Consider the following 19,698-nt stretch of genomic DNA (forward strand, 5'->3'; position numbering starts at 1 on the left):
TTATTATCAAGAGATTTTATTATAAATTAATTTAAATAAAAGAAGGGAGTATATTTATGGAAATATGGAGGAAAAATTTAATAGTATGTTGGTTTGGAATATTTGTGGCCGCTATAGGAATGAGTCAGATTGCCCCAGTATTACCACTTTACATACAGCATCTTGGGGTTCAAGATACAGCAACAATTACAAAGATTTCAGGAATTGCCTTTGGGATCACGTTTATAATTTCTGCTATTTTTTCACCAATTTGGGGAAGTGCAGCCGATAAATATGGAAGAAAACCAATGATACTTAGAGCAAGCCTTGGCATGGCAATAACTATAGGCTGCATGGGGTTTGCACCAAACGTGTATATACTTATAGGCTTAAGGTTGCTTCAAGGTGTAATTACTGGTTACAGTACAGCTTGTACTGCACTTATTGCAACTCAAACTGATAAGGAACATGCAGGATATGCGTTAGGTACACTATCAACAGCAAGTATCGCAGGTTCTTTACTAGGCCCAACAGTTGGTGGTTTTATAGATGAGATATTAGGATTACAAAGTGTATTTTTCATAACAGGAGCTTTACTTTTGATTTCATTTATTACAACGCTTATATTTGTAAAAGAATCTTTTGTTAGAGAAGAGAAAAAGGTACTTACTATTAAGGAAGTTTGGAGTACTGTTCCAGAAAAGAGCTTAACTATCACGATGTTTATAACATTTTTAATACTAGCCATAGCATTATATTCTGTAGAACCAATTGTAACTGTATATGTTAAGCAGTTATCTAATAATAGTTCACATATCGCCCTTCTAGCGGGAATTACATTCTCAGCTTCTGGTCTTGCAAATATAATTGCTGCTCCAAGGCTTGGAAAACTTTCAGATAAGATAGGAGCTCATAAAGTAATGTTAGCATGTCTTATAGGTGCGGTGATTATTTTTATACCACAAGCTTTTGTACAAAATACTTGGCAGTTAATGGGACTTCGATTTCTATTAGGACTAGCATCTGCAGGGCTCAATCCATCTGTAAATATTATATTAAAAAAAATCACGCCGTCTTCTCTTACTGGCAGGGTATTTGGTTTCAATATGTCGGCAGGATATTTGGGGGTATTTGGAGGTTCGGTTTTAGGCGGGCAGATTGCAGGAATTTTAGGAATGCAATACGTATTTTTTATCACAAGTGCATTGTTACTAATAAATGCGATTTGGGTTTATTTTAAGGTTTATAAAAAACTCAATTCTAATGAATAATTATTATTAGATTGTTAGAGTGTTAGATAAATAATTTTTATAACAAGTATTAAATAATTTTTATTTGATCAATAATTTAATTCTATAAAAAATAAAATGAAAAGGGAGATATAAATATGGAAAATCTAAAATTAAATGAAAATGAATTTATTAATGCAGAAAAAAGTGCTCTTGTACTTATAGACTTACAAAATGGAATTGCAGGTAGAGAGCTTTCACCTCATACAAGTGAAGAGGTTCTTCAAAATGCAAGCAAGTTAGTTAAGGCGTTTAGTGATAAAGGAGCATTTATAGTTCTTGTAAGAGTATCTACTATAGACGGTAAAGATATGGTTAAACCAAAAACTGATTTAAAGGCTACTGGGATGAAATATCCAGAAGGATGGGATAACCTTGTACCTGAAATAGCAGATACTAAGAATGCACATATTGTTACTAAGAGGCAATGGGGGGCATTCTATGGGACTGATTTAGACTTACAGCTAAGACGTAGGGGGATTGATACTATTATATTGGGTGGGATTTCTACTAACATTGGTGTGGATACCACAGCAAGAGAGGCTTATCAAAATGGATATAATCAAATTTTTGTAGAAGATGCAATGACAGCTGTAACGAAAGAAGAGCATGATTATGTTTGTAAGTATATCTTCCCTAGGATTGGAAAACTTAGGAGTACAAAAGAAATAGTTTCATCATTAAAATAGAAACCCCAATATTAAAAAGATTGGAGAATTAAAATGAAAATTAAATGGTTTGGTCAATCATGTTTTATGATAACATCTCAAAGTGGAATAAAAGTATTAACAGACCCATATAAGAAAATGCTTGGCTACAAATTGCCTGAAATGGAAGTTGATATAGTATCTACAAGTCATAATCATAGTGACCATAATAACATAAATATAGTCAAGAGTAGTTTTATACACATAAATGAACCCGGCAATTTCTTAGAGCATGGAATAGAAATAAAAGGTGTCCAAACATTTCATGATAAAACTTCTGGATCTAAGAGAGGGAAAAATACTATATATAATTTTAAGATTGATGATATAAATATTTGTCATTGTGGTGATCTTGGACATCTTCTAAATTCAGAGCAGATAGAGAAAATAGGAAATGTAGACATACTACTTCTTCCTGTTGGTGGCTTAGCCACACTTAATGCAGTAGATGCTGTTCAAGTAATGAAGCAGTTGAACCCAACAATTGTTATACCTATGCACTACAGGACAAAAGCATTAGGGATAGTGGGGTATGTCTTTGGTAAGGTTGATAAATTTATTTCAGCTTCAGAACTACAAGTAAAAGAATATGAGGAGCTTGAATTAAACAAGGCAAATATTAAAGGTTATTCAGGGATTATTGTGCTTAAGTATGATTAAAACTCGATTTTAAAAATAGGATATATACTTAACTGCAATTATATTTACCAATTTCAAGAACAATAGTTAATTCGAAATATTCGTATTTAACTAATGGAACTGTAAATTTTAGTAAAGGAAGATTTAAATCGAATAATATTATAAAAATATAGGGCATTGTAATTTTAAATTACAATGCCCTTATGTGCTTGCGATATTAAGTTATTATTATGAACTTATTTTAAAATATTCGATGCTCAGATACGGTTAATTTTTATAAGATTTCGAAGAAAAGAGAAGATTAGTTCTACCTAATAAAATATATTGTTTTACAGAAACAATTTTAAAGTAAAGTCATATTGAATTTTTTTTGTACTTGATTTATTATATCTAGCGCAAAATCATATTGAAGATTTGTTTTTGATGTCGCGTTTATTATTAAAGTTAAGAAAGCAGATTTATTGCACTTGTGAATATTCCTATAATAGTCTCTTGATATCCTCCAGTATTTTTGCGGAAAGCAAATATAAGAAATTAAGTAACGTAAATCTGAGTGTGTTAAAGGACACAATTCATTATAGACATCTAATATAGATAGAGCTAACTCAACATTCCATTTTGTGTTTTCTCGTTTAAGTAATCTTCGCATAAAATATGCTAGATCTTTTGCACTGTAATCTACTTTGCACTTATCAAAATCTATCACCCAAGGATCTAGATCAGGAGGAAAAATTAGATTTTTGTTTACATAGTCACCATGGCATAAAGATTTACTTAATTCATTATTGTCAATTTTATTTGATATGTCTAGAGAGAGTTTAGCAAGGCGTAAATTTGTATCAAAACTTGAAATAAATTGTCTTGAAAATGAATCTTTGTATTTAAACGATTCATTTGATGCTTTAAGTAAATCTTCAAAATGTTTTAAGGTAGATATGTAATAATCCTCAAATCCTTCTTTTGCTGAACTTCCTAAAATAGGTTTAAATTTACGAGATACTGAATGAATCTCAGAGAGTTTTCTTACAGAGATTAAAACATGATCCAAATTATCGAAATTACATTTCTCACCCTCAATCCAAGGAGTTAAGATAAAAAGCATATCTCGATAAGATACAAATCTATTATTATCAATTGTAGGTAAAAGTTTTGAGACCCTAATATTATTTCTATATAGCCACTCAATGGCTGAATATACATATAGCAAGTCATTTAAATTATAATAAACTTTTTTTAGACAGTAATTTTTCTCTTTATAATTTATCCTATAAACTGCTCTTTGCTTATCAGTATCTTTAAATTTGATTATTGAAATCTGAGAGTTTTGTAAATTATAGTATGGTAAAACATTTTGTTTTATAATTTCTGGGGAAAGATTAGATTCTTGTAAAGATAAAACTTCAGTACCCATAAATACGCTCCTTTATAAGGTGATTTTTATTGAATTTTTATGATACAAGGTAAACTTTGATTGAAAGTTATACCTTAAGTAAACTCAATATATTTTTAAAACTTTAATTAGTATATAGAAATATATATTAGTAAGATTTCTAGATTAAAAAAATTCCTAATTATTAAATAATATTAATTTAATTCTAGTATTAGACTAAAAATAATAAAAAATAAAAATTAATGAATATAAAGATATTATTTTTTAGTTATTTGCAAATAATAAATATAGTTAATAAATAGAGGAATATAATGATATAGATAGAATACATAAAAAGAGGTGATAATATATGAATGTAAGAGAAAAAATTCAAAATTTTGAAAGCTTGACATTAATTAAAGAAGCTGCTTTTTCAAAAAATTCTATTGGCAGAAAAATTAGAGAAGAAGATGATGATATTAGAACTTGTTATATGCTTGATAGAGATAGAATTATTCAAAGCAAATCATTCAGGCGCCTCAAGCATAAAACACAAGTATATATAAAAACATTTGGAGATCATTATAGAACTAGATTAACTCATACATTAGAGGTATCTCAAGTTGCAAGAAATATTGGAGCTGGAATCGGATTAAATGAAAATTTAATTGAAGCTATAGCGTTAGGGCATGATCTTGGGCATGTTGCTTTTGCACACAATGGAGAAGAAGTGCTAAATGAGTACTTGGAAGATGGATTCCGTCATAATGAACAAAGCGTTAGAGTTGTTACTAAACTTGAAAATAACGGGCAGGGACTTAATCTAACGGAAGAAGTAATTAATGGAATATTAAATCATAGTGGGCTTGGAAGCGTTAAAGATATAATTACATTAGAAGGAATAGTGGTAAAATTTAGCGATAAAATGGCGTACTTGAATCATGACATTGATGATTCTATAAGAGCAGGTTTATTAAGCAAAGAAGAGATTCCAAGAGAAATTGTTAAAGTATTGGGAGATACTTCAAACGAAAGATTAAATGTCTTAATTAAAGATTTTATAAAAAAATCAAATGATAATCTCAACAATGGGGTAAAGGAAATTGGATTAAGTCCAGAAATAAGTGAAGCAATGACTGAACTTAGACAATTTATGTTTAAAAATATATATTTAGGGGATACATTAAAGGTTGAAAGAAATAAGGCGAAATTTGTTTTGAATCAATTAATTAAACATTTTGAGGAAAATTCTCATGAGATGCCAGATATTTATATGAGCATAGCTAAAAACGAAGGCTTAAAACGAGGAGTTGCTGATTATGTGGCGGGAATGAGTGATGATTATTGCCTATCACTATTTAATAAAATATTTATCCCTAAGTTTGTAATAGATTAATTATATATGAGATTCATGTCTTAGAAAGTTTAAAACTATAATGAATTTAATAATATTCTCAATGAATAAAGATTTGCAATAAAAAAAGAGGATTTTAAATTAATAAAAAGAATTACTTTAATATATAGTATTATTCAATAAATATTATTTTATAACTGGTGAAACTTTAAATTAAAAAAAATTAATAGTTTTCTAATTATTTTAGAAGGAAAACTCGTTATTATGTCGAATAATATATAATTGCCAAAAAAAGCAGAGGAAGGAGATGTCTCCTTGCAAATATCAGAAGAAGTTCTTGAAAGGATAAAAGAACAAAATGACATTGTTGATATTATTTCAGAGGATGTAAGGCTAAAAAAATCAGGTAGAAATTTTATGGGATTATGTCCATTCCATAATGATAAATCTCCATCATTTAGTGTTTCAAGTGAAAAACAGATATACAAATGTTTTTCATGTGGAGAAGCAGGAAATGTGCTTACGTTTGTTATGAAATATAAAAAACTCACTTTTGTAGAAGCTGCAAAGTATCTAGCAGATAAAGCTAATATTCCGCTACAGATAAAAGATAATGAAAATAGCGCAGTTTCTAGAAAGAAAGAAGTTTTATATAAAGTAAATGTTGAAACAGCTAGATATTATTTTGCTAATTTACAAAGAATTAAAATGGCAAAAGAGTATTTTTTGAAGAGAGGGATAAAAGAAGAAACCATAAAGAGATTTGGTTTAGGCTACTCTCAAGATAGCTGGCATGGATTAACAAACTACTTAAGAACAAAAGGATATAAAGATAATCTGTTACTTGAAGCTGGATTGATTTCAAAAAGTGAGAAATCAGGGAATGTTTATGATAAATTTAGAAATAGAGTAATGTTTCCCGTGTTTGATGTAAGAGGAAAAGTTATTGGATTTGGAGGTAGGGTTTTAGATGATTCAAAACCAAAATATTTAAATTCACCAGAGACCATGATTTTTCAAAAAGGGATAAATCTTTATGGATTAAATTTTGCAATTAAGAATAAGCTAAAAGAGGATTACATTATTATAGTTGAAGGATATATGGATTTAATATCACTTCACCAATCTGGTATAACAAATGTTGTAGCATCACTTGGAACTGCACTTACAGTAAACCAAGCAAGGCTTCTTAAAAGGTATGTTAATAAGGTAATAATTTCTTATGATGCTGATTTGGCTGGACAGACTGCTACCTTAAGAGGTCTAGAAATTTTAAGAGGTGCTGGATTTGATGTAAAAGTATTAATAGTACCGGATGGAAAAGATCCAGATGAGTTTGTGAGGAATCATGGAAAGGAGTCATTTCTGAAGTTGGCAAATGAAGCTCTTCCTTTAATTGAATATAGAATTAAGAAAGCAGCTGAAGGTATAAATCTAAATAGTGGAAATGATCTAGTAGAATATGGAGAAAAATTTGCAGAAATTCTAGCAGATCTAAATCCTATAGAAAAAGATGTATATATAAAGAAAATTTCAGAAGAAACAGCAATTAAAGAACAGGCATTATATGACTTACTTTCACAAGTAATAACAAAAAAACAAAAAGAAGACAATTTTGTGAATAAAAAGGAATATTTTGGAACAAAATTATATGTAGAACCCGCATACTTAAAGGCCGAAAGAGCATTATTAAAATTAATGTTCAAAGATGAATTTTATGATGAGATTAAAAGCTCCATAAAATCAGGAGATTTTGTAATAGAATCACATAATAAAATTTATTCATTAATATTACAAGGCAAAAGTGAGGATACTAATGATATAGGTAATATAGAATCCTATGTAGAAAGTAGATGTGACGATATAGAAAGTTCTAAAGAGTTGACCAAGATAAGGGAACATGAGATTTTAGATTTTACTGATAGAGATCGACTAATAAAAGATTATTTAAAAGAGGTAAGAAGCTTTAAACTTAAGCTGCAAATTGAGGATTTAAAGAAAAAGCAAAATAGGTTCGAAAAAGAGGGGAAAATTGAAGAATCTATAAAGATTGCAATAGAGCTTACTAAATTATCTGAAGCACTTAAAAAGGGAGAGAGAGGTTGAAGGTTATGACGGAAGGAGGCAATAATAAAATGGAACAAAAAGCGAATGGAAAAGTAACAAAGCCAAAAGACGATAAAAAAGATAAAAATGCTAAAATGGCGGCTGTAAAGGAATTAATTGACAAGGGTAAAAAGAATGGTTCGCTAACATATAAAGAAATTATGGAAGCTATGGATCATATTGATTTAAGCCCAGAGCAAATAGAAAAGATATATGAAGTTTTGGAAATGACAGGTGTTGAAATAATAGGTGAAATTGCTGATACAGAAACGGAAGAAGAAATTGATTTATCGGTCCCAGAAGGTATAGCTATAGATGATCCAGTTCGAATGTATTTAAAAGAAATTGGAAAAGTGCCTTTATTGTCTTCTGAACAGGAAATAACTTATGCGAAAGAAATTGAAGAAGGAAACCAAAAGGCTAAGAAAAAATTAGCTGAAGCAAATTTAAGATTAGTTGTAAGTATAGCTAAAAGATATGTTGGAAGAGGTATGTTATTCTTGGATTTAATTCAAGAAGGAAATTTAGGTCTTATTAAAGCTGTTGAAAAATTTGATTACAGAAAAGGATATAAATTTTCGACTTATGCTACATGGTGGATTAGGCAAGCAATAACAAGAGCAATAGCAGATCAAGCTAGAACAATAAGAATACCTGTTCATATGGTAGAAACTATAAATAAGCTTATTAGAGTACAAAGACAATTGCTCCAAGAATTAGGTAGAGATCCATTCCCAGAAGAAATCTCTAAGGTTATGGAACTTCCAGTAGATAAGGTTCGCGAAATTCAAAAAATTGCACAAGAACCAGTTTCCTTAGAAACTCCAATAGGTGAAGAGGAAGACTCTCATTTAGGAGACTTTATCCCAGATGATGAAGCGCCAGCACCAGCTGAAGCAGCAGCATTTACAATGCTTAAGGAGCAATTAATAAATGTTTTAGATACATTAACTCCTAGAGAAGAAAAAGTATTAAGATTAAGATTTGGACTTGATGATGGAAGAGCTAGAACACTTGAAGAAGTAGGGAAAGAGTTCAATGTTACTAGAGAAAGAATTAGACAAATTGAAGCAAAAGCTTTAAGAAAATTAAGACATCCGTCAAGAAGCAAGAAATTAAAAGATTATCTAGATTAGTAGCTAAAAGCACCTAAAATTAGGTGCTTCTTTTTAAATGTGAGTTAAATTTATAAGTAAGACAAAAAGAGGTAAATATGGAATTAAGTAAAAGACTAAAATGGATTATAGAAAAAATTAATAAAGTAGAAGTAATAATGGATGTTGGAACAGACCATGGATATATACCAATATATTTAGTTAAACACGATATAGCTAAAAAAGTTATAGCATCAGATATTAATAAAGATCCACTCAAAAAAGCTAAAATTAATGCAGCACTTGATGGAGTATTAGATAAGGTAGATTTAAGATTAGGTAGTGGTCTAGCTGTATTAAAAAATAAAGAAGCTCAAGCTGTAATAATTGCAGGAATGGGTGGTAATTTAATTAGAGATATATTAGAAAATGATTTAGATAAGGTAAAAAAATTAGAATATTTATTGCTTCAACCAGCACAAAACCCAGAAGTATTAAGAGAATATTTATATACTAATGATTATGAAATATTAGAAGAGGACATTTGCTTGGATGAAGACAAGTATTATGAGATATTTAAAGTTAAGTATAAAAAAGGTGATTATATAAAATTAGATAATATATTTTATGAAATAAGCCCATTTATACTAAATAAAAAATTACCACTATTTAAATCATATATAGAAAGCAAAATTGAAAAAAATGAAAAAGTAATGGATTTTATTAAAGATAATACTGAACATGCAATTTCAAGAAGAAATGAGTTAATAGAAAAAAATGAGAAGTTAAAGAAACTATTAAAAAGTTTTTAGGCGGTGAGATTATGGTCCGAGTAAAAGATATAGGAAAAGAAATAGAAAGATTTGCACCAAAGTTTTTAATGGAATCTTATGATAATGTTGGTCTAATGGTTGGAGATGAAGATAAGACTATAAACAAGGTTTTATTATCTTTAGATTGCACAAATGAAGTAATTGAGGAGGCAGTGGATTTAGGATGTGAGCTAATAATAACTCATCACCCGTTGCTATTCAAAAGACCTAAGAGTATAGTTAAAGGAGATTTATTGGGGAACAAGTTGATAAATCTAATTAAAGAGGATATAGCTTTATACTCTTGCCATACCAATTTAGATAGTGCTAAAGGCGGGATTAATGAAACTATAGTTAGAATGTTAGGATTTGAGTCACAAGAAATTATTGAACCTAATGAATCTAATAATTATAAAGATGGCGGAATTGGAAGACTAGTTAAATTAGACGAAGAAATAATGTTAAATGATCTTATAGAAATTATTAAAAAAAATTTAAATATAAAAAATATGAGGATTGTCAGGGGAAAAAATAAAGTAAGGACAATAGCTATAATTAATGGCAGTGGGCAAGATTTCTTTTATAAAGCAAAAGATCTTGGTGCAGACTGTATAATAACAGGGGATACAACATATCATTTTGCATCAGATTTCAAAGAATTAGGTATAAGCATAATAGATGCAGGACATTTCTCAACAGAATACCTTGTATTTTTAAAAACATTGGATTTTTTAAAGGAAAAATTTAAAGATGTAGAGTTCATTGCTTCAAAAAAAAGTGAAGATCCTTATGAGTTTGTTTAATAAATTAATATTTAGTAAAACTTTATATTAAGGCTATAACTGCACTAAATTATTTAAATGTTAAGTTCTAATGCATATAATTAATTGAAAAAGAGTTTACTAAAAAAATGAATAGGTGCATATACTAATATTGTAATAATAATTGTGCGGTGAATTATGGGGAAAGATCATGATTTTAATAATAAAAATAGTGAAGATTTAAAAGATGACTTGAAAAATTTCTTTAAACATAGTAGAAAAACAATACGAAATTTTTTTAGGGGAGGAAGCAGAAGAAGTAAATATGGTGGATGGAATGGTAGATTTCCACCATTTTTTCCTAGCAAGAATCCTCTTTTATTTTTACTTTATCCTAAATTAATTGTTGGTGGACTTATATTATTAACGCTGCTATTCTGTGGCGTAAGTTTATATGGAATAATAGTAATACTATTATTAACAATAATATTTTTTTTAATATAACTATAATTTAGAAATGTTGTATAAAAAATATATTTGCATCTTAAAAAGATATATGTTAATATAGATTTTGCGAGTGAGACGTGCAATCGCTGCTAGACTTGATCTAGGAGAGGAAAGTCCGAGCTCCATAGGGCAGGGTGCTGGATAACGTCCAGTCAAGGCGACTTGAAGGAAAGTGCAACAGAGATATACCGCCTAAGTTTTACTTAGGTAAGGGTGGAAAGGTGATGGTAAGAGCTCACCAGCGTGATGGAGACTTCACGGCTATGTAAACCCCACTTGGAGCAAGACCGAATAGAGAGGCAATTAAAGGGGCTGCCCGTCCCGCCTCTGGGTGCGTCGCTTGAGCTTACTGGCAACAGTAGGCCTAGATAGATGATTGCTTAATACAGAACTCGGCTTATGGCTTATCTCGCAACATGTAATTGCAAGGATTTGAGGAATACCATATCGGTATTTTCCCTTAACTTTCCCTTGCTTTTTTTGCGTACAAAACATTTGATAAAACATTTGTAGCTTCAGTATTCATTTCTTTTGTCACGTGAGCATAAATATCTGATGTTGTCTGCATTATGGAATGACGATTTCTTCTAATATTCTTCCGACTGTTATTTTTTACAGTAATTTCAATGAAAATATTTAATGATGTTAAGTGGATTCAATATAAAGGTTTAGACTAAGTTTTCTAAATAATATATAATTAAAAGTATTTTAAGCAATAAGCATTATAATGTTTGTTGCTTTTTTTGATTACTTTATTAGAAATTATGAGAGGATAAAAATTTAATTTAAATATTAAGGAATATTACAGTTATTAATTTAGAGATGAACAAATAATTTCAATCATCAAATAAACAATATAAAAATATATATAATATTAATGCAAGTAATATTAGGAGTTAGATATGTCTGATTTACGTGACTGTAATTTATATTATGATCCCGATTCGGTAAATTATTTGATTGAGTATAAAGGGAATTTTAAAGAACAAATAGATAAAGTATCTTATGCTTGTGGGGATATAATTACAGGTACTATCGGAGTGATATCTGTACGAAATAATGATCTTGATAGGCTCTTAAATGATGTTCCAGCAATTGTGTTTTATGATTTTAGGACAATGTATGTTTTACAAGATATTTCACCATCATCTGTAGATAATATAAATAACATAAAGATAAATCCATTTCTGGATTTGAATGGTAGAGGAGTGTTAATAGGGATAGTTGATACAGGTATAGATTATTTAAACGATGAGTTTATAAGTGAAGATGATACATCAAGAATAATAAGTATATGGGATCAATCTATTCAAAGTAATAATAGTGACTCTGTATATATAGGAGAAATTTATTCAAATGATCAAATTAATAGTGCTATTGCAGCTAAAAGAAATAATGGAGATCCGTATCAAATAGTTCCATCCAGAGATGAAGTTGGACATGGAACAAAAGTTGCTGGGATTATAGGAGCAAGAGGATATAATACTGAGTTTCAAGGAATTGCAAATGCAAGTGATTTTGTTATTGTTAAGCTTTTTGAATCTACTAATTTCAAAAGGCAATTGCAAGAAAATGGAATTGCGTATACTCCAGTATATAATGCATCTGAAATTGTAGCTGGAGTAGAATATTTGAGAAGAACTGCATTAGAACGTAAGCAGCCAATGGTTATTTACCTAGGTGTTGGAAGTACCGAAGGTAGCCATGATGGTAACAACTTGATTTCAAGATATATAACATCAATTGGAAATAGTAGAGGATTGTGTGTAGTAAATGGAGTAGGAAATGAGGGGGATTCTCAAGGTCATGTATCAGGGTATATCAGGAATGTAGGGGATACAAAAGTAATAGAATTAAGAATTCCAAGAGAAATAAAATACCTTCCGATTTACATATGGATACGAAGACCGGATATCGCATCAATAAATGTGATTTCTCCGACAGGAGAAGCTTCAGCAGTTATACAATCTAAAATAAATAAGATTCAACCAGTCAGATTTGTTTTCTTAAATACAGATATGCTAGTAAGATTCTATTCGCCAGAACATTTCACAGGACATCAAGTAATAAGTCTTACGTTTAGTAATATAAAGCCAGGGACATGGTCTTTCAATTTGATAGGCGAATATATAACAAATGGTAGGTATGACATATGGTTACCTCCTAAGAGTACTTTACCAGAAAATACAATATTTCTCGAATCGGATCCTTTTACGACTCTAACAATACCATCAACAGCTGTTAATGTTATTACAGTCTCTTATTATGGAAATAATAATGCATTAATTGCGGCTTCTGGAAAAGGATTTAATACTAATGGATTGATTAATCCAGATATTTCAACTATAGGTGTAAATATATTAACAACAAAGGTTGGAGGAGGAGTAACAACATTTTCAGGTAGTTCTGCAGCTACGGCTGTAGTGGGTGGAGCATGTGCGCTTTTATTACAATGGGGGATTGTAGACCGTAATGATCCTACTATGTATACTAAAAAAATTAGAACATACATAATGTATGGTGCTAACAGAAATTCAGCTAACAGATATCCCAGTAAAGAAACAGGATATGGTGATTTTGATTTACTAGGTGTTTTCAATATAATTAGTGGTTTGTATAGGAATATTAACCAAAGATTTAGAATGAATATTAATAATAAAAAATATACAAATGAAGATTATGAGTTTGATGAGTATTATATAAATAAATTATTTATAAGAATTCCAAAGGCAGGAGATGGAAAATTTATATGAAGGAAGATTTTAGAGCTCCAATAAATATTTTTTCTGATGTAAATTATTATCATTATATAGTTCAATACGAAGGTAACATTGAGGAGGAAGTTTCAAAACAGCCAGGGTACTATGCAACTATAATTGATAATCAATATGCCATATTATCTGCGCCTGTAGAGCTTGATACAGGTACGGCGGTTCCAGTTTTTTCTACTGTAATATATAGAGCTTTTCCAGATATATTTACGCTGGAAGAAGTTTCTCCAATTGAAGCATCCCAAGCTAATTTCTTGCAATTAGAACTGCCATTAAGACTTACAGGTAGAGGAGTAAATGTAGCGATTATGGATTCGGGTATTGACTATTTAAATAATGAATTTATAAGAGAAAATGGTCAAACTAAAATAGAATATATTTGGGATCAAACTATAAATTCTGGGCAGCAAACTGGAGAGAATGGGGTTCCTTTCGGAAGTGTCTACAATAGAAGTACAATACAACAAGCAATAGATGCTTTTAGGTCTGGACAATCTCCTTATGATATAGTCCCAACCAAAGATGAAATAGGTCATGGAACAAATATGGCCGGAATAATTGGATCAGTTGGAAAAAATCCTGATTTAAAGGGGATGGTTCCAGAATGCGATTTTGTGGTGATAAAGCTTCTTGAAAATATTGCTTATAAAAGGCGGTATAATATACAAATACCTATATATAGTATGTTATCAGTTTTCTCAGCATTAGAATTTTTAAACAGATATTCACTAGAAAATAATAAGCCTATGGTTATATATATGCCTTTAGAAAGCAATTTAGGAAGTCATAAGGGAAATGGTTTTTTAGAGCAATACATGGATTTAATATCTCAAAGCAGTGGAATTGCAATAGTAAATGGTTCAGGAAACCAAGGCGCAAGTGGAACTCATACATCAGGTACAATATCTCAAGTTAATGAATCGAGAACAATACAGCTATATATATCGCCAGAGCAAAAAAATATAATAGTTGATATTTGGGTTGAATCACCTAATATAATGACGTTAAATATAATATCACCATCGGGAGAGAGTACTGGAACTATAAATGCAGAAATAACGGCTATAGAAACTTATTCATTTGTATTTGAAACCACTTCAATGGTAGTAAATTATTATGTTCCAGAAGAATACACAGGTGATCAATTAATGAGAGTAAGGTTATTAAATATAACAGAAGGAATTTGGCGTTTTACCCTGACAGGACAGTCAATTCTAAATGGTAGATTTAATGCATGGATACCACAAGAAGGTGTTAGTATTGGAGGAACTAGGTTTATTGCTTCGGATCCTTATGGGACTATAAGTAATCCAGCAAGCTCAGAGTATACAATTACTGCAGCAGCGTATAATCAGCTAAATAATAATGTTCTAGATTATTCTGGAATAGCATTTTTAGAGGACTATCTTAATAGAATTGATGTGGCTGCAGGAGGGATAAATGCATTAACTGTAGCACCTAATAATAAAACGGCTATCGTTAATGGAACAAGTGTATCAGCGGCTATATTAGCAGGGTCTTGCGCTATGGTATTTCAATGGGGAATTGTAGAAGGAAATGACCCTAATATATATTCGCAAACAATAAAAACATATATTCAAAGAGGTGCAGTTCAAAGAAGTGGAGATTTATACCCCAATCCAGTATGGGGGTATGGAATACTTAATGTGCTGAAAATGTTTCAAAATATGCGATAAATTGCAATTCCATATTTATAGTATAATATAGGTAGAGTATTTTATATTGTAGAAATTTATATTTTAGATAATTTAGAATCCCTAAAGTAAATCTTATGAAAGGCAAGTATACAAAGATTTAATTGCATAAGGCAACTTGAATTTAGGGATTTTAAATTATTTTTTATGATTTAATGAATTATTTTTATATGAAGCATTTATAAAAGTTTCAAAAAGTTTAAGCATATTTTTATCGTTATAAGCAGTCATAATTTCAGGATGAAATTGCACACCGACAACAAAATTTTTCTCACAACTCTCAATAGCCTCAATCACTTTATCTTTAGAGTAAGCCGTAACTTTAAAACCAGGAGCTAAATCTTTAATTGCTTGATGATGAAAGGAATTAATTAGCGCAGTATTTCCCAAGATCTCATATAAAATTGAGCCCTCAATAATTTCTAAAGTATGGCTAGCCGCTCCATCTTTTGTTTGTTGATGATGTTTTATATAACAACCACTCATATCAGATAAATCTTGATATAATGTGCCGCCAAAAGCTACATTTAGAATTTGATGACCTCTACAAATTGCTAAAATAGGTTTATTAAGTTCATAAGCTATTTTTACAAGTGCCAGATCAAACTCATCTTTATCAGGGTAAATATAACCTAATTTAGGCGATGGTTCTTCATTATATAATAAAGGATTTATATCTATTCCACCAGAAAGAACGATGCCGTCAAGTAGTTCGACTTGTCTTCTAATGGATTCTTCATCAGAAAGAATAGGAAGTATAATTGGAACACCGCCTGCTTTAATTACGGATTCAACATAATCATTGCCAAGTGATTCTACAACTGAGTGCGAATATTGAGTTTCATGTTTAATAACTCTGTTTGAATTTATGCCTATAATTGGTTTGTTCATAATTTGTATACCTCCCTTAGCATATATATAACTTATAATATATATGTATAAATAAAGATTGTCAATTGTGCATAAATGGAAGAAAAATAGGGAAAAGTCAACAATTTATAAACAAAATATAAATAAAGTATTAATTTATATTTACAAAATGAATAAAGTAAGTACAATAGAAGTAATGATAACTTATTTGTTACTCTCTAGAAAGTCATGGTATTAGATAATCTGCTAATATTGTGCCTTTTGTGAGTATAAATTATGAAAAAGATTGATTTAAAATTTACGTTTAAGAGGAAAATATATTCGCTTGGCAGATTTCTCTCACATATACTTAAAAAAGGCAGCTGAGTAAAAAATCTCAAGCGTCAGAGTTGCAAGCGAGTTTGGTCTACATATGATGAAATTGAAAGTGTTGAAATGACATGGGGGAACATATTAATTATGAAAAAGTTTTTCAAAACAATAATGATAGCAGTTGTTATTATACAAGCTATAACTGTAACTGCATTTGCGTATGATGAAGTTAATAATATGAAGAGTATGGAAAATCATATTTATAATCATCTCGAAAATAGAGATACTGATTTTACTATTTTATATACAGGGGCAAGGTCGGAATTTGAAGAGAATATAAGTAATTGTATTAAGGATGCATATTCAAAAGATGATTACTTAGAGAGATCTTGGCTAGAGATAAAGCCTAAAGCAAAGGTGACTGAAAATGGTATAGAGACAACTTTAGATGTAAAATATCTGACAACTAAGGAACAGGAAAATTATGTAGATAATGAATTAAAGAGAATTACTAATTCTTTAATTAATAAGGATATGTCAGAGTTAGAAAAAGTACAGGCTATAAATGAGTATATTATAAATAGATATGAATATGATTATACTCTAAAATCTACAAGTGTTTATTCTGCATTGACCACATCATTAGCTGTATGCCAGGGATATGCAATGACTGCTTATAGAATGTTTAACTATGCAGGAATAGAAAATAGAATTGTAGTCGGGAAAATTAAGGATGTTTCTCATTCATGGAATGCTGTAAAAATTCAAGGTAATTGGTATCATATAGATGTTACTAACAATGATTCAAGTGATAAGAATAAGTACTTTTTAGTTGGAGATAGTACTTTAATTGAAAATAATTATACTTGGGATAGAGAAAAATATCCTAAATCATTTAATGGATATTATAAATAAGCTTTTATTTAAGGGATTGTAACATAATCTTACTGCTTAATCGAAGTGTTGTATATAAATATTAAAATATTATAAGCAAAGCATATATCTAGTTTTGATTAGTATATGCTTTTTTATTATCTTTTTATATTATTTCACAAAAAAGACAAGAGAGTTTTGTAAATTCTCAATATAGAATATAAAGGATTACATATAGTAAAATGAATATACAGAAAACATTAAATAAAATATAAATTGAGATAATTAAAGCAGAAAAGGGAGGAAATAAATATGGCAGATTTGTCACTAAGACATATTTATAAAATTTATGAAGGGGATGTAACTGCAGTAAAAGATTTCAATCTAGAAATTGAAGATAAAGAATTTATAGTTTTTGTAGGGCCATCAGGTTGTGGTAAATCTACAACTTTAAGAATGATTGCAGGACTTGAAGAAATATCCAAAGGTGAATTATATATAGGCGGAAAATTAGTTAATGATGTAGAACCAAAAGAAAGAGATATAGCAATGGTTTTCCAAAACTATGCATTATATCCACATATGACAGTGTATGATAACATGGCATTTGCTTTGAAGTTAAGAAAAGCACCTAAAGATGAAATAGATAAGAAAGTTAGAGAAGCAGCAAAGAGATTAGATATTGAACATTTGCTAGACAGAAAGCCAAAAGCTTTATCAGGAGGTCAAAGACAAAGAGTTGCATTAGGACGTGCTATTGTTAGAGAACCAAAGGTATTCTTAATGGACGAGCCGTTATCAAATCTTGATGCAAAACTAAGAGTTCAAATGAGAACAGAAATATCAAAGCTTTATCAAAGTCTAGGAACAACATTTATATACGTTACTCATGATCAGGTTGAAGCTTTGACAATGGGAACTAGAATTGTTGTAATGAAGGACGGTGTAATACAACAAGTTGATACTCCTCTTAACATATACAATACGCCAAATAATTTATTTGTTGCAAGCTTTATAGGAAGTCCTCAAATGAATTTAATAAATGGTATTGTAAGTGAAAAGGACGGAAAGTTATATTGTAAATTTGATGAAAATAATATATTATTGCCAGAAGAAAAAGCTAAGGTATTAAAAGAAAAAGGATATGTTAATAAGGAAGTAGTATTTGGTATAAGACCTGAGCATTTAGATGATAATGCTCAAATAATTGAAAATAACCCTGCGGCAACTTTAACTGGGGATGTAGAAGTTGTTGAACGTATGGGTGCTGAAAGCTATATTTACTTTAAGTCAGGAAACAATAATATGACTGCAAGAGTTGATGGAAGTACTAAAGCAGAGCCTAAGGACAAGATTAAATTATATGTAGAACATGAAAATATTCATGTTTTTGATAAAGAAACAGAGTTGAGAATTTGCTAGTATTAAATTAGTGACAATTGAGGTGAGGGAATGGAAGGATTAGTGAAATATTTACAGGAGATATATGAAGATTGTGAAATACCATTTGAAGTTTATGTAGACGATGAAATTATATTTAAGGCTAATCCTAATTCTTTTAGCGAAAATATACTTGAAGATACATTTTTTATTGGAACCAAAAGTTTCAAAATAAAAACAGAAGGGGACCGCAAGGATTTCATAAGAATATTAGTATTTTGTATCAAAGATAGGTATAAAGATAGTTATAACAAAAAAGAAAAAATAGTTTCTGAGTTATTACAAGGCTTAAGTATATCTAAGGAAAAGATTAAGGAAATTATGCCGCCAATAAAAGAAGAAACATTTTTAGTTACTTTAAATTTAAAAGAAAAAGTAACAGAGGCATTAGAGGCGTTAAAAAATGTTTATAATAATAATGACGTAACCATTCTTATATTTGAAGATACAATCATTTTAATTGGAATTTTTGAAGATATAAAGGAGCATGTATCTAGTATAAGTGAAACAATATACTTCTCACTTTACGAAAAGTGTTATATAAGTTACTGTCATATTGGGGATTATGAATTATTGAACAAGTTATATAATGAAAATATGTATAAAATTAATTTAGCTAAAAAGTATAATGTATCTCAAATGGTATTCGGATGCAACAGCCTTTTATTTGAAGAAGTTATGGATAATTTAAATCAGGATATTAAGGAAAAAATACTAAATAACTTTAATGAAAGTTTTTCAAAGTTAGATGAAGATATGTTAAAAACTATAGAGGTTTTCTTTAAATCAGACTTAAATTTAAGTGAAGCTTCAAAAGGATTGTATGTTCACCGAAATACTCTAATTTATAGGTTGGATAAGATACAAAAGTATACAGGCTACGATATAAGGAAATTTAATGATGCTGCATTATTTAAGATAGCCTTCTTTATTTGGATTCAAAAGAATAAAATTTAATAGGTATAGCTAGAAATCTTATCTGAAGATTGTTAAAAGTAATCTTCAGATGAGATTTTTTATTTTTAGTCATAAAAATGTAAACAAGTAAGAATAAATAAAAAATTTGTTGTTTTATAAGTATAGTGATTACAAAAGTTGGT

The 19,698-nt window shown here is 29.6% G+C and carries 16 protein-coding genes and 1 other RNA gene; 15 read left to right on the top strand and 2 right to left on the bottom strand.

The annotated features are described in order from the left end of the window. The first annotated feature begins 56 nt into the window (after positions 1-56). The 3 genes from ACJDTP_RS18100 (at position 57) to ACJDTP_RS18110 (ending at position 2,635) form a co-directional block, all read left to right on the top strand. The gene (locus ACJDTP_RS18100) at positions 57-1,250 is read left to right on the top strand and encodes a multidrug efflux MFS transporter (RefSeq protein WP_406762019.1); all 1,194 of its coding nucleotides are present in this window, start codon (positions 57-59) and stop codon (positions 1,248-1,250) included. Positions 1,251-1,366: 116 nt separating this feature from the next. Next, on the top strand, positions 1,367-1,957 hold the full coding sequence (locus ACJDTP_RS18105) for a hydrolase (RefSeq protein WP_171773602.1): 591 nt from the start codon (positions 1,367-1,369) through the stop codon (positions 1,955-1,957). Between the two features lie 33 nt (positions 1,958-1,990). Next, a complete protein-coding gene (locus ACJDTP_RS18110) occupies positions 1,991-2,635 on the top strand; it encodes an MBL fold metallo-hydrolase (protein ID WP_406762020.1) in 645 nt (214 codons plus the stop codon). 322 nt (positions 2,636-2,957) lie between these two features. Here ACJDTP_RS18110 and ACJDTP_RS18115 read toward each other — a convergent pair whose 3' ends face one another. Further along, positions 2,958-4,025 carry a CotS family spore coat protein gene (locus ACJDTP_RS18115; RefSeq protein ID WP_406762021.1) on the bottom strand — a complete coding sequence of 356 codons (1,068 nt, stop codon included), beginning with the start codon at positions 4,023-4,025 and terminating at the stop codon, positions 2,958-2,960. Between the two features lie 328 nt (positions 4,026-4,353). Here ACJDTP_RS18115 and ACJDTP_RS18120 point away from each other — a divergent pair, with 328 nt between their 5' ends. The 9 genes from ACJDTP_RS18120 to ACJDTP_RS18160 all read left to right on the top strand — a co-directional run bounded on the left by ACJDTP_RS18120 (position 4,354) and on the right by ACJDTP_RS18160 (position 15,085). Further along, complete coding sequence (locus tag ACJDTP_RS18120; protein ID WP_406762022.1) at positions 4,354-5,379, top strand: deoxyguanosinetriphosphate triphosphohydrolase; 1,026 nt, start codon at positions 4,354-4,356, stop codon at positions 5,377-5,379. 273 nt (positions 5,380-5,652) lie between these two features. Further along, entirely contained in the window at positions 5,653-7,443 is a 1,791-nt protein-coding gene (dnaG, locus tag ACJDTP_RS18125) for a DNA primase (RefSeq protein WP_078116550.1), read from the top strand. Between the two features lie 5 nt (positions 7,444-7,448). Then, positions 7,449-8,579 (top strand): RNA polymerase sigma factor RpoD, encoded by a 1,131-nt coding sequence (rpoD, locus tag ACJDTP_RS18130; RefSeq protein WP_011968196.1) that lies wholly within the window; start codon positions 7,449-7,451, stop codon positions 8,577-8,579. A 77-nt stretch (positions 8,580-8,656) separates the two neighbouring features. After that, positions 8,657-9,349 carry a tRNA (adenine(22)-N(1))-methyltransferase gene (locus tag ACJDTP_RS18135; RefSeq protein WP_078116549.1) on the top strand — a complete coding sequence of 231 codons (693 nt, stop codon included), beginning with the start codon at positions 8,657-8,659 and terminating at the stop codon, positions 9,347-9,349. Between the two features lie 11 nt (positions 9,350-9,360). Next, complete coding sequence (locus ACJDTP_RS18140; RefSeq protein ID WP_406762023.1) at positions 9,361-10,152, top strand: Nif3-like dinuclear metal center hexameric protein; 792 nt, start codon at positions 9,361-9,363, stop codon at positions 10,150-10,152. Positions 10,153-10,308: 156 nt separating this feature from the next. Continuing rightward, positions 10,309-10,614 (top strand): hypothetical protein, encoded by a 306-nt coding sequence (locus ACJDTP_RS18145; RefSeq protein ID WP_077838106.1) that lies wholly within the window; start codon positions 10,309-10,311, stop codon positions 10,612-10,614. A gap of 70 nt (positions 10,615-10,684) precedes the next feature. After that, positions 10,685-11,033, top strand: an RNA gene (gene rnpB / locus ACJDTP_RS18150) — RNase P RNA component class A. Between the two features lie 486 nt (positions 11,034-11,519). Next, positions 11,520-13,370, top strand: coding sequence for a S8 family peptidase (locus ACJDTP_RS18155; RefSeq protein WP_406762024.1), 1,851 nt, complete (start codon positions 11,520-11,522; stop codon positions 13,368-13,370). Continuing rightward, positions 13,367-15,085, top strand: coding sequence for a S8 family peptidase (locus tag ACJDTP_RS18160; protein WP_406762025.1), 1,719 nt, complete (start codon positions 13,367-13,369; stop codon positions 15,083-15,085). The genes ACJDTP_RS18155 and ACJDTP_RS18160 overlap by 4 nt, the downstream gene beginning before the upstream one ends. A 156-nt stretch (positions 15,086-15,241) precedes the next feature. Here ACJDTP_RS18160 and ACJDTP_RS18165 read toward each other — a convergent pair whose 3' ends face one another. After that, positions 15,242-15,994 carry a gamma-glutamyl-gamma-aminobutyrate hydrolase family protein gene (locus ACJDTP_RS18165; RefSeq protein WP_406762026.1) on the bottom strand — a complete coding sequence of 251 codons (753 nt, stop codon included), beginning with the start codon at positions 15,992-15,994 and terminating at the stop codon, positions 15,242-15,244. A gap of 438 nt (positions 15,995-16,432) precedes the next feature. Here ACJDTP_RS18165 and ACJDTP_RS18170 point away from each other — a divergent pair, with 438 nt between their 5' ends. The 3 genes from ACJDTP_RS18170 (at position 16,433) to ACJDTP_RS18180 (ending at position 19,555) form a co-directional block, all read left to right on the top strand. Continuing rightward, entirely contained in the window at positions 16,433-17,200 is a 768-nt protein-coding gene (locus ACJDTP_RS18170; RefSeq protein ID WP_011968203.1) for a transglutaminase domain-containing protein, read from the top strand. 270 nt (positions 17,201-17,470) lie between these two features. After that, the gene (locus ACJDTP_RS18175; RefSeq protein WP_065416228.1) at positions 17,471-18,580 is read left to right on the top strand and encodes an ABC transporter ATP-binding protein; all 1,110 of its coding nucleotides are present in this window, start codon (positions 17,471-17,473) and stop codon (positions 18,578-18,580) included. A 30-nt stretch (positions 18,581-18,610) separates the two neighbouring features. After that, positions 18,611-19,555: a PucR family transcriptional regulator gene (locus tag ACJDTP_RS18180; protein ID WP_406762027.1), complete on the top strand. Its 945-nt coding sequence runs from the start codon at positions 18,611-18,613 to the stop codon at positions 19,553-19,555. Positions 19,556-19,698 lie beyond the last annotated feature (143 nt).

It is taken from the genome of Candidatus Clostridium helianthi, assembly GCF_045310795.1.
In the GTDB taxonomy this organism is placed as follows: domain Bacteria; phylum Bacillota; class Clostridia; order Clostridiales; family Clostridiaceae; genus Clostridium; species Clostridium helianthi.

What these genes read in the sequence shown, in the direction of transcription:
- ACJDTP_RS18115 (WP_406762021.1), bottom strand. Translation starts at nt 4,025, where the DNA reads ATGGGTACTGAAGTTTTATCTTTACAAGAATCTAATCTTTCCCCAGAA.
- ACJDTP_RS18160 (WP_406762025.1), top strand. Translation starts at nt 13,367, where the DNA reads ATGAAGGAAGATTTTAGAGCTCCAATAAATATTTTTTCTGATGTAAAT.
- ACJDTP_RS18110 (WP_406762020.1), top strand. Translation starts at nt 1,991, where the DNA reads ATGAAAATTAAATGGTTTGGTCAATCATGTTTTATGATAACATCTCAA.
- ACJDTP_RS18105 (WP_171773602.1), top strand. Translation starts at nt 1,367, where the DNA reads ATGGAAAATCTAAAATTAAATGAAAATGAATTTATTAATGCAGAAAAA.
- ACJDTP_RS18145 (WP_077838106.1), top strand. Translation starts at nt 10,309, where the DNA reads ATGGGGAAAGATCATGATTTTAATAATAAAAATAGTGAAGATTTAAAA.
- ACJDTP_RS18180 (WP_406762027.1), top strand. Translation starts at nt 18,611, where the DNA reads ATGGAAGGATTAGTGAAATATTTACAGGAGATATATGAAGATTGTGAA.
- ACJDTP_RS18120 (WP_406762022.1), top strand. Translation starts at nt 4,354, where the DNA reads ATGAATGTAAGAGAAAAAATTCAAAATTTTGAAAGCTTGACATTAATT.
- ACJDTP_RS18155 (WP_406762024.1), top strand. Translation starts at nt 11,520, where the DNA reads ATGTCTGATTTACGTGACTGTAATTTATATTATGATCCCGATTCGGTA.
- ACJDTP_RS18135 (WP_078116549.1), top strand. Translation starts at nt 8,657, where the DNA reads ATGGAATTAAGTAAAAGACTAAAATGGATTATAGAAAAAATTAATAAA.
- ACJDTP_RS18100 (WP_406762019.1), top strand. Translation starts at nt 57, where the DNA reads ATGGAAATATGGAGGAAAAATTTAATAGTATGTTGGTTTGGAATATTT.
- rpoD (WP_011968196.1), top strand. Translation starts at nt 7,449, where the DNA reads ATGACGGAAGGAGGCAATAATAAAATGGAACAAAAAGCGAATGGAAAA.
- ACJDTP_RS18140 (WP_406762023.1), top strand. Translation starts at nt 9,361, where the DNA reads ATGGTCCGAGTAAAAGATATAGGAAAAGAAATAGAAAGATTTGCACCA.
- ACJDTP_RS18165 (WP_406762026.1), bottom strand. Translation starts at nt 15,994, where the DNA reads ATGAACAAACCAATTATAGGCATAAATTCAAACAGAGTTATTAAACAT.
- ACJDTP_RS18175 (WP_065416228.1), top strand. Translation starts at nt 17,471, where the DNA reads ATGGCAGATTTGTCACTAAGACATATTTATAAAATTTATGAAGGGGAT.
- ACJDTP_RS18170 (WP_011968203.1), top strand. Translation starts at nt 16,433, where the DNA reads ATGAAAAAGTTTTTCAAAACAATAATGATAGCAGTTGTTATTATACAA.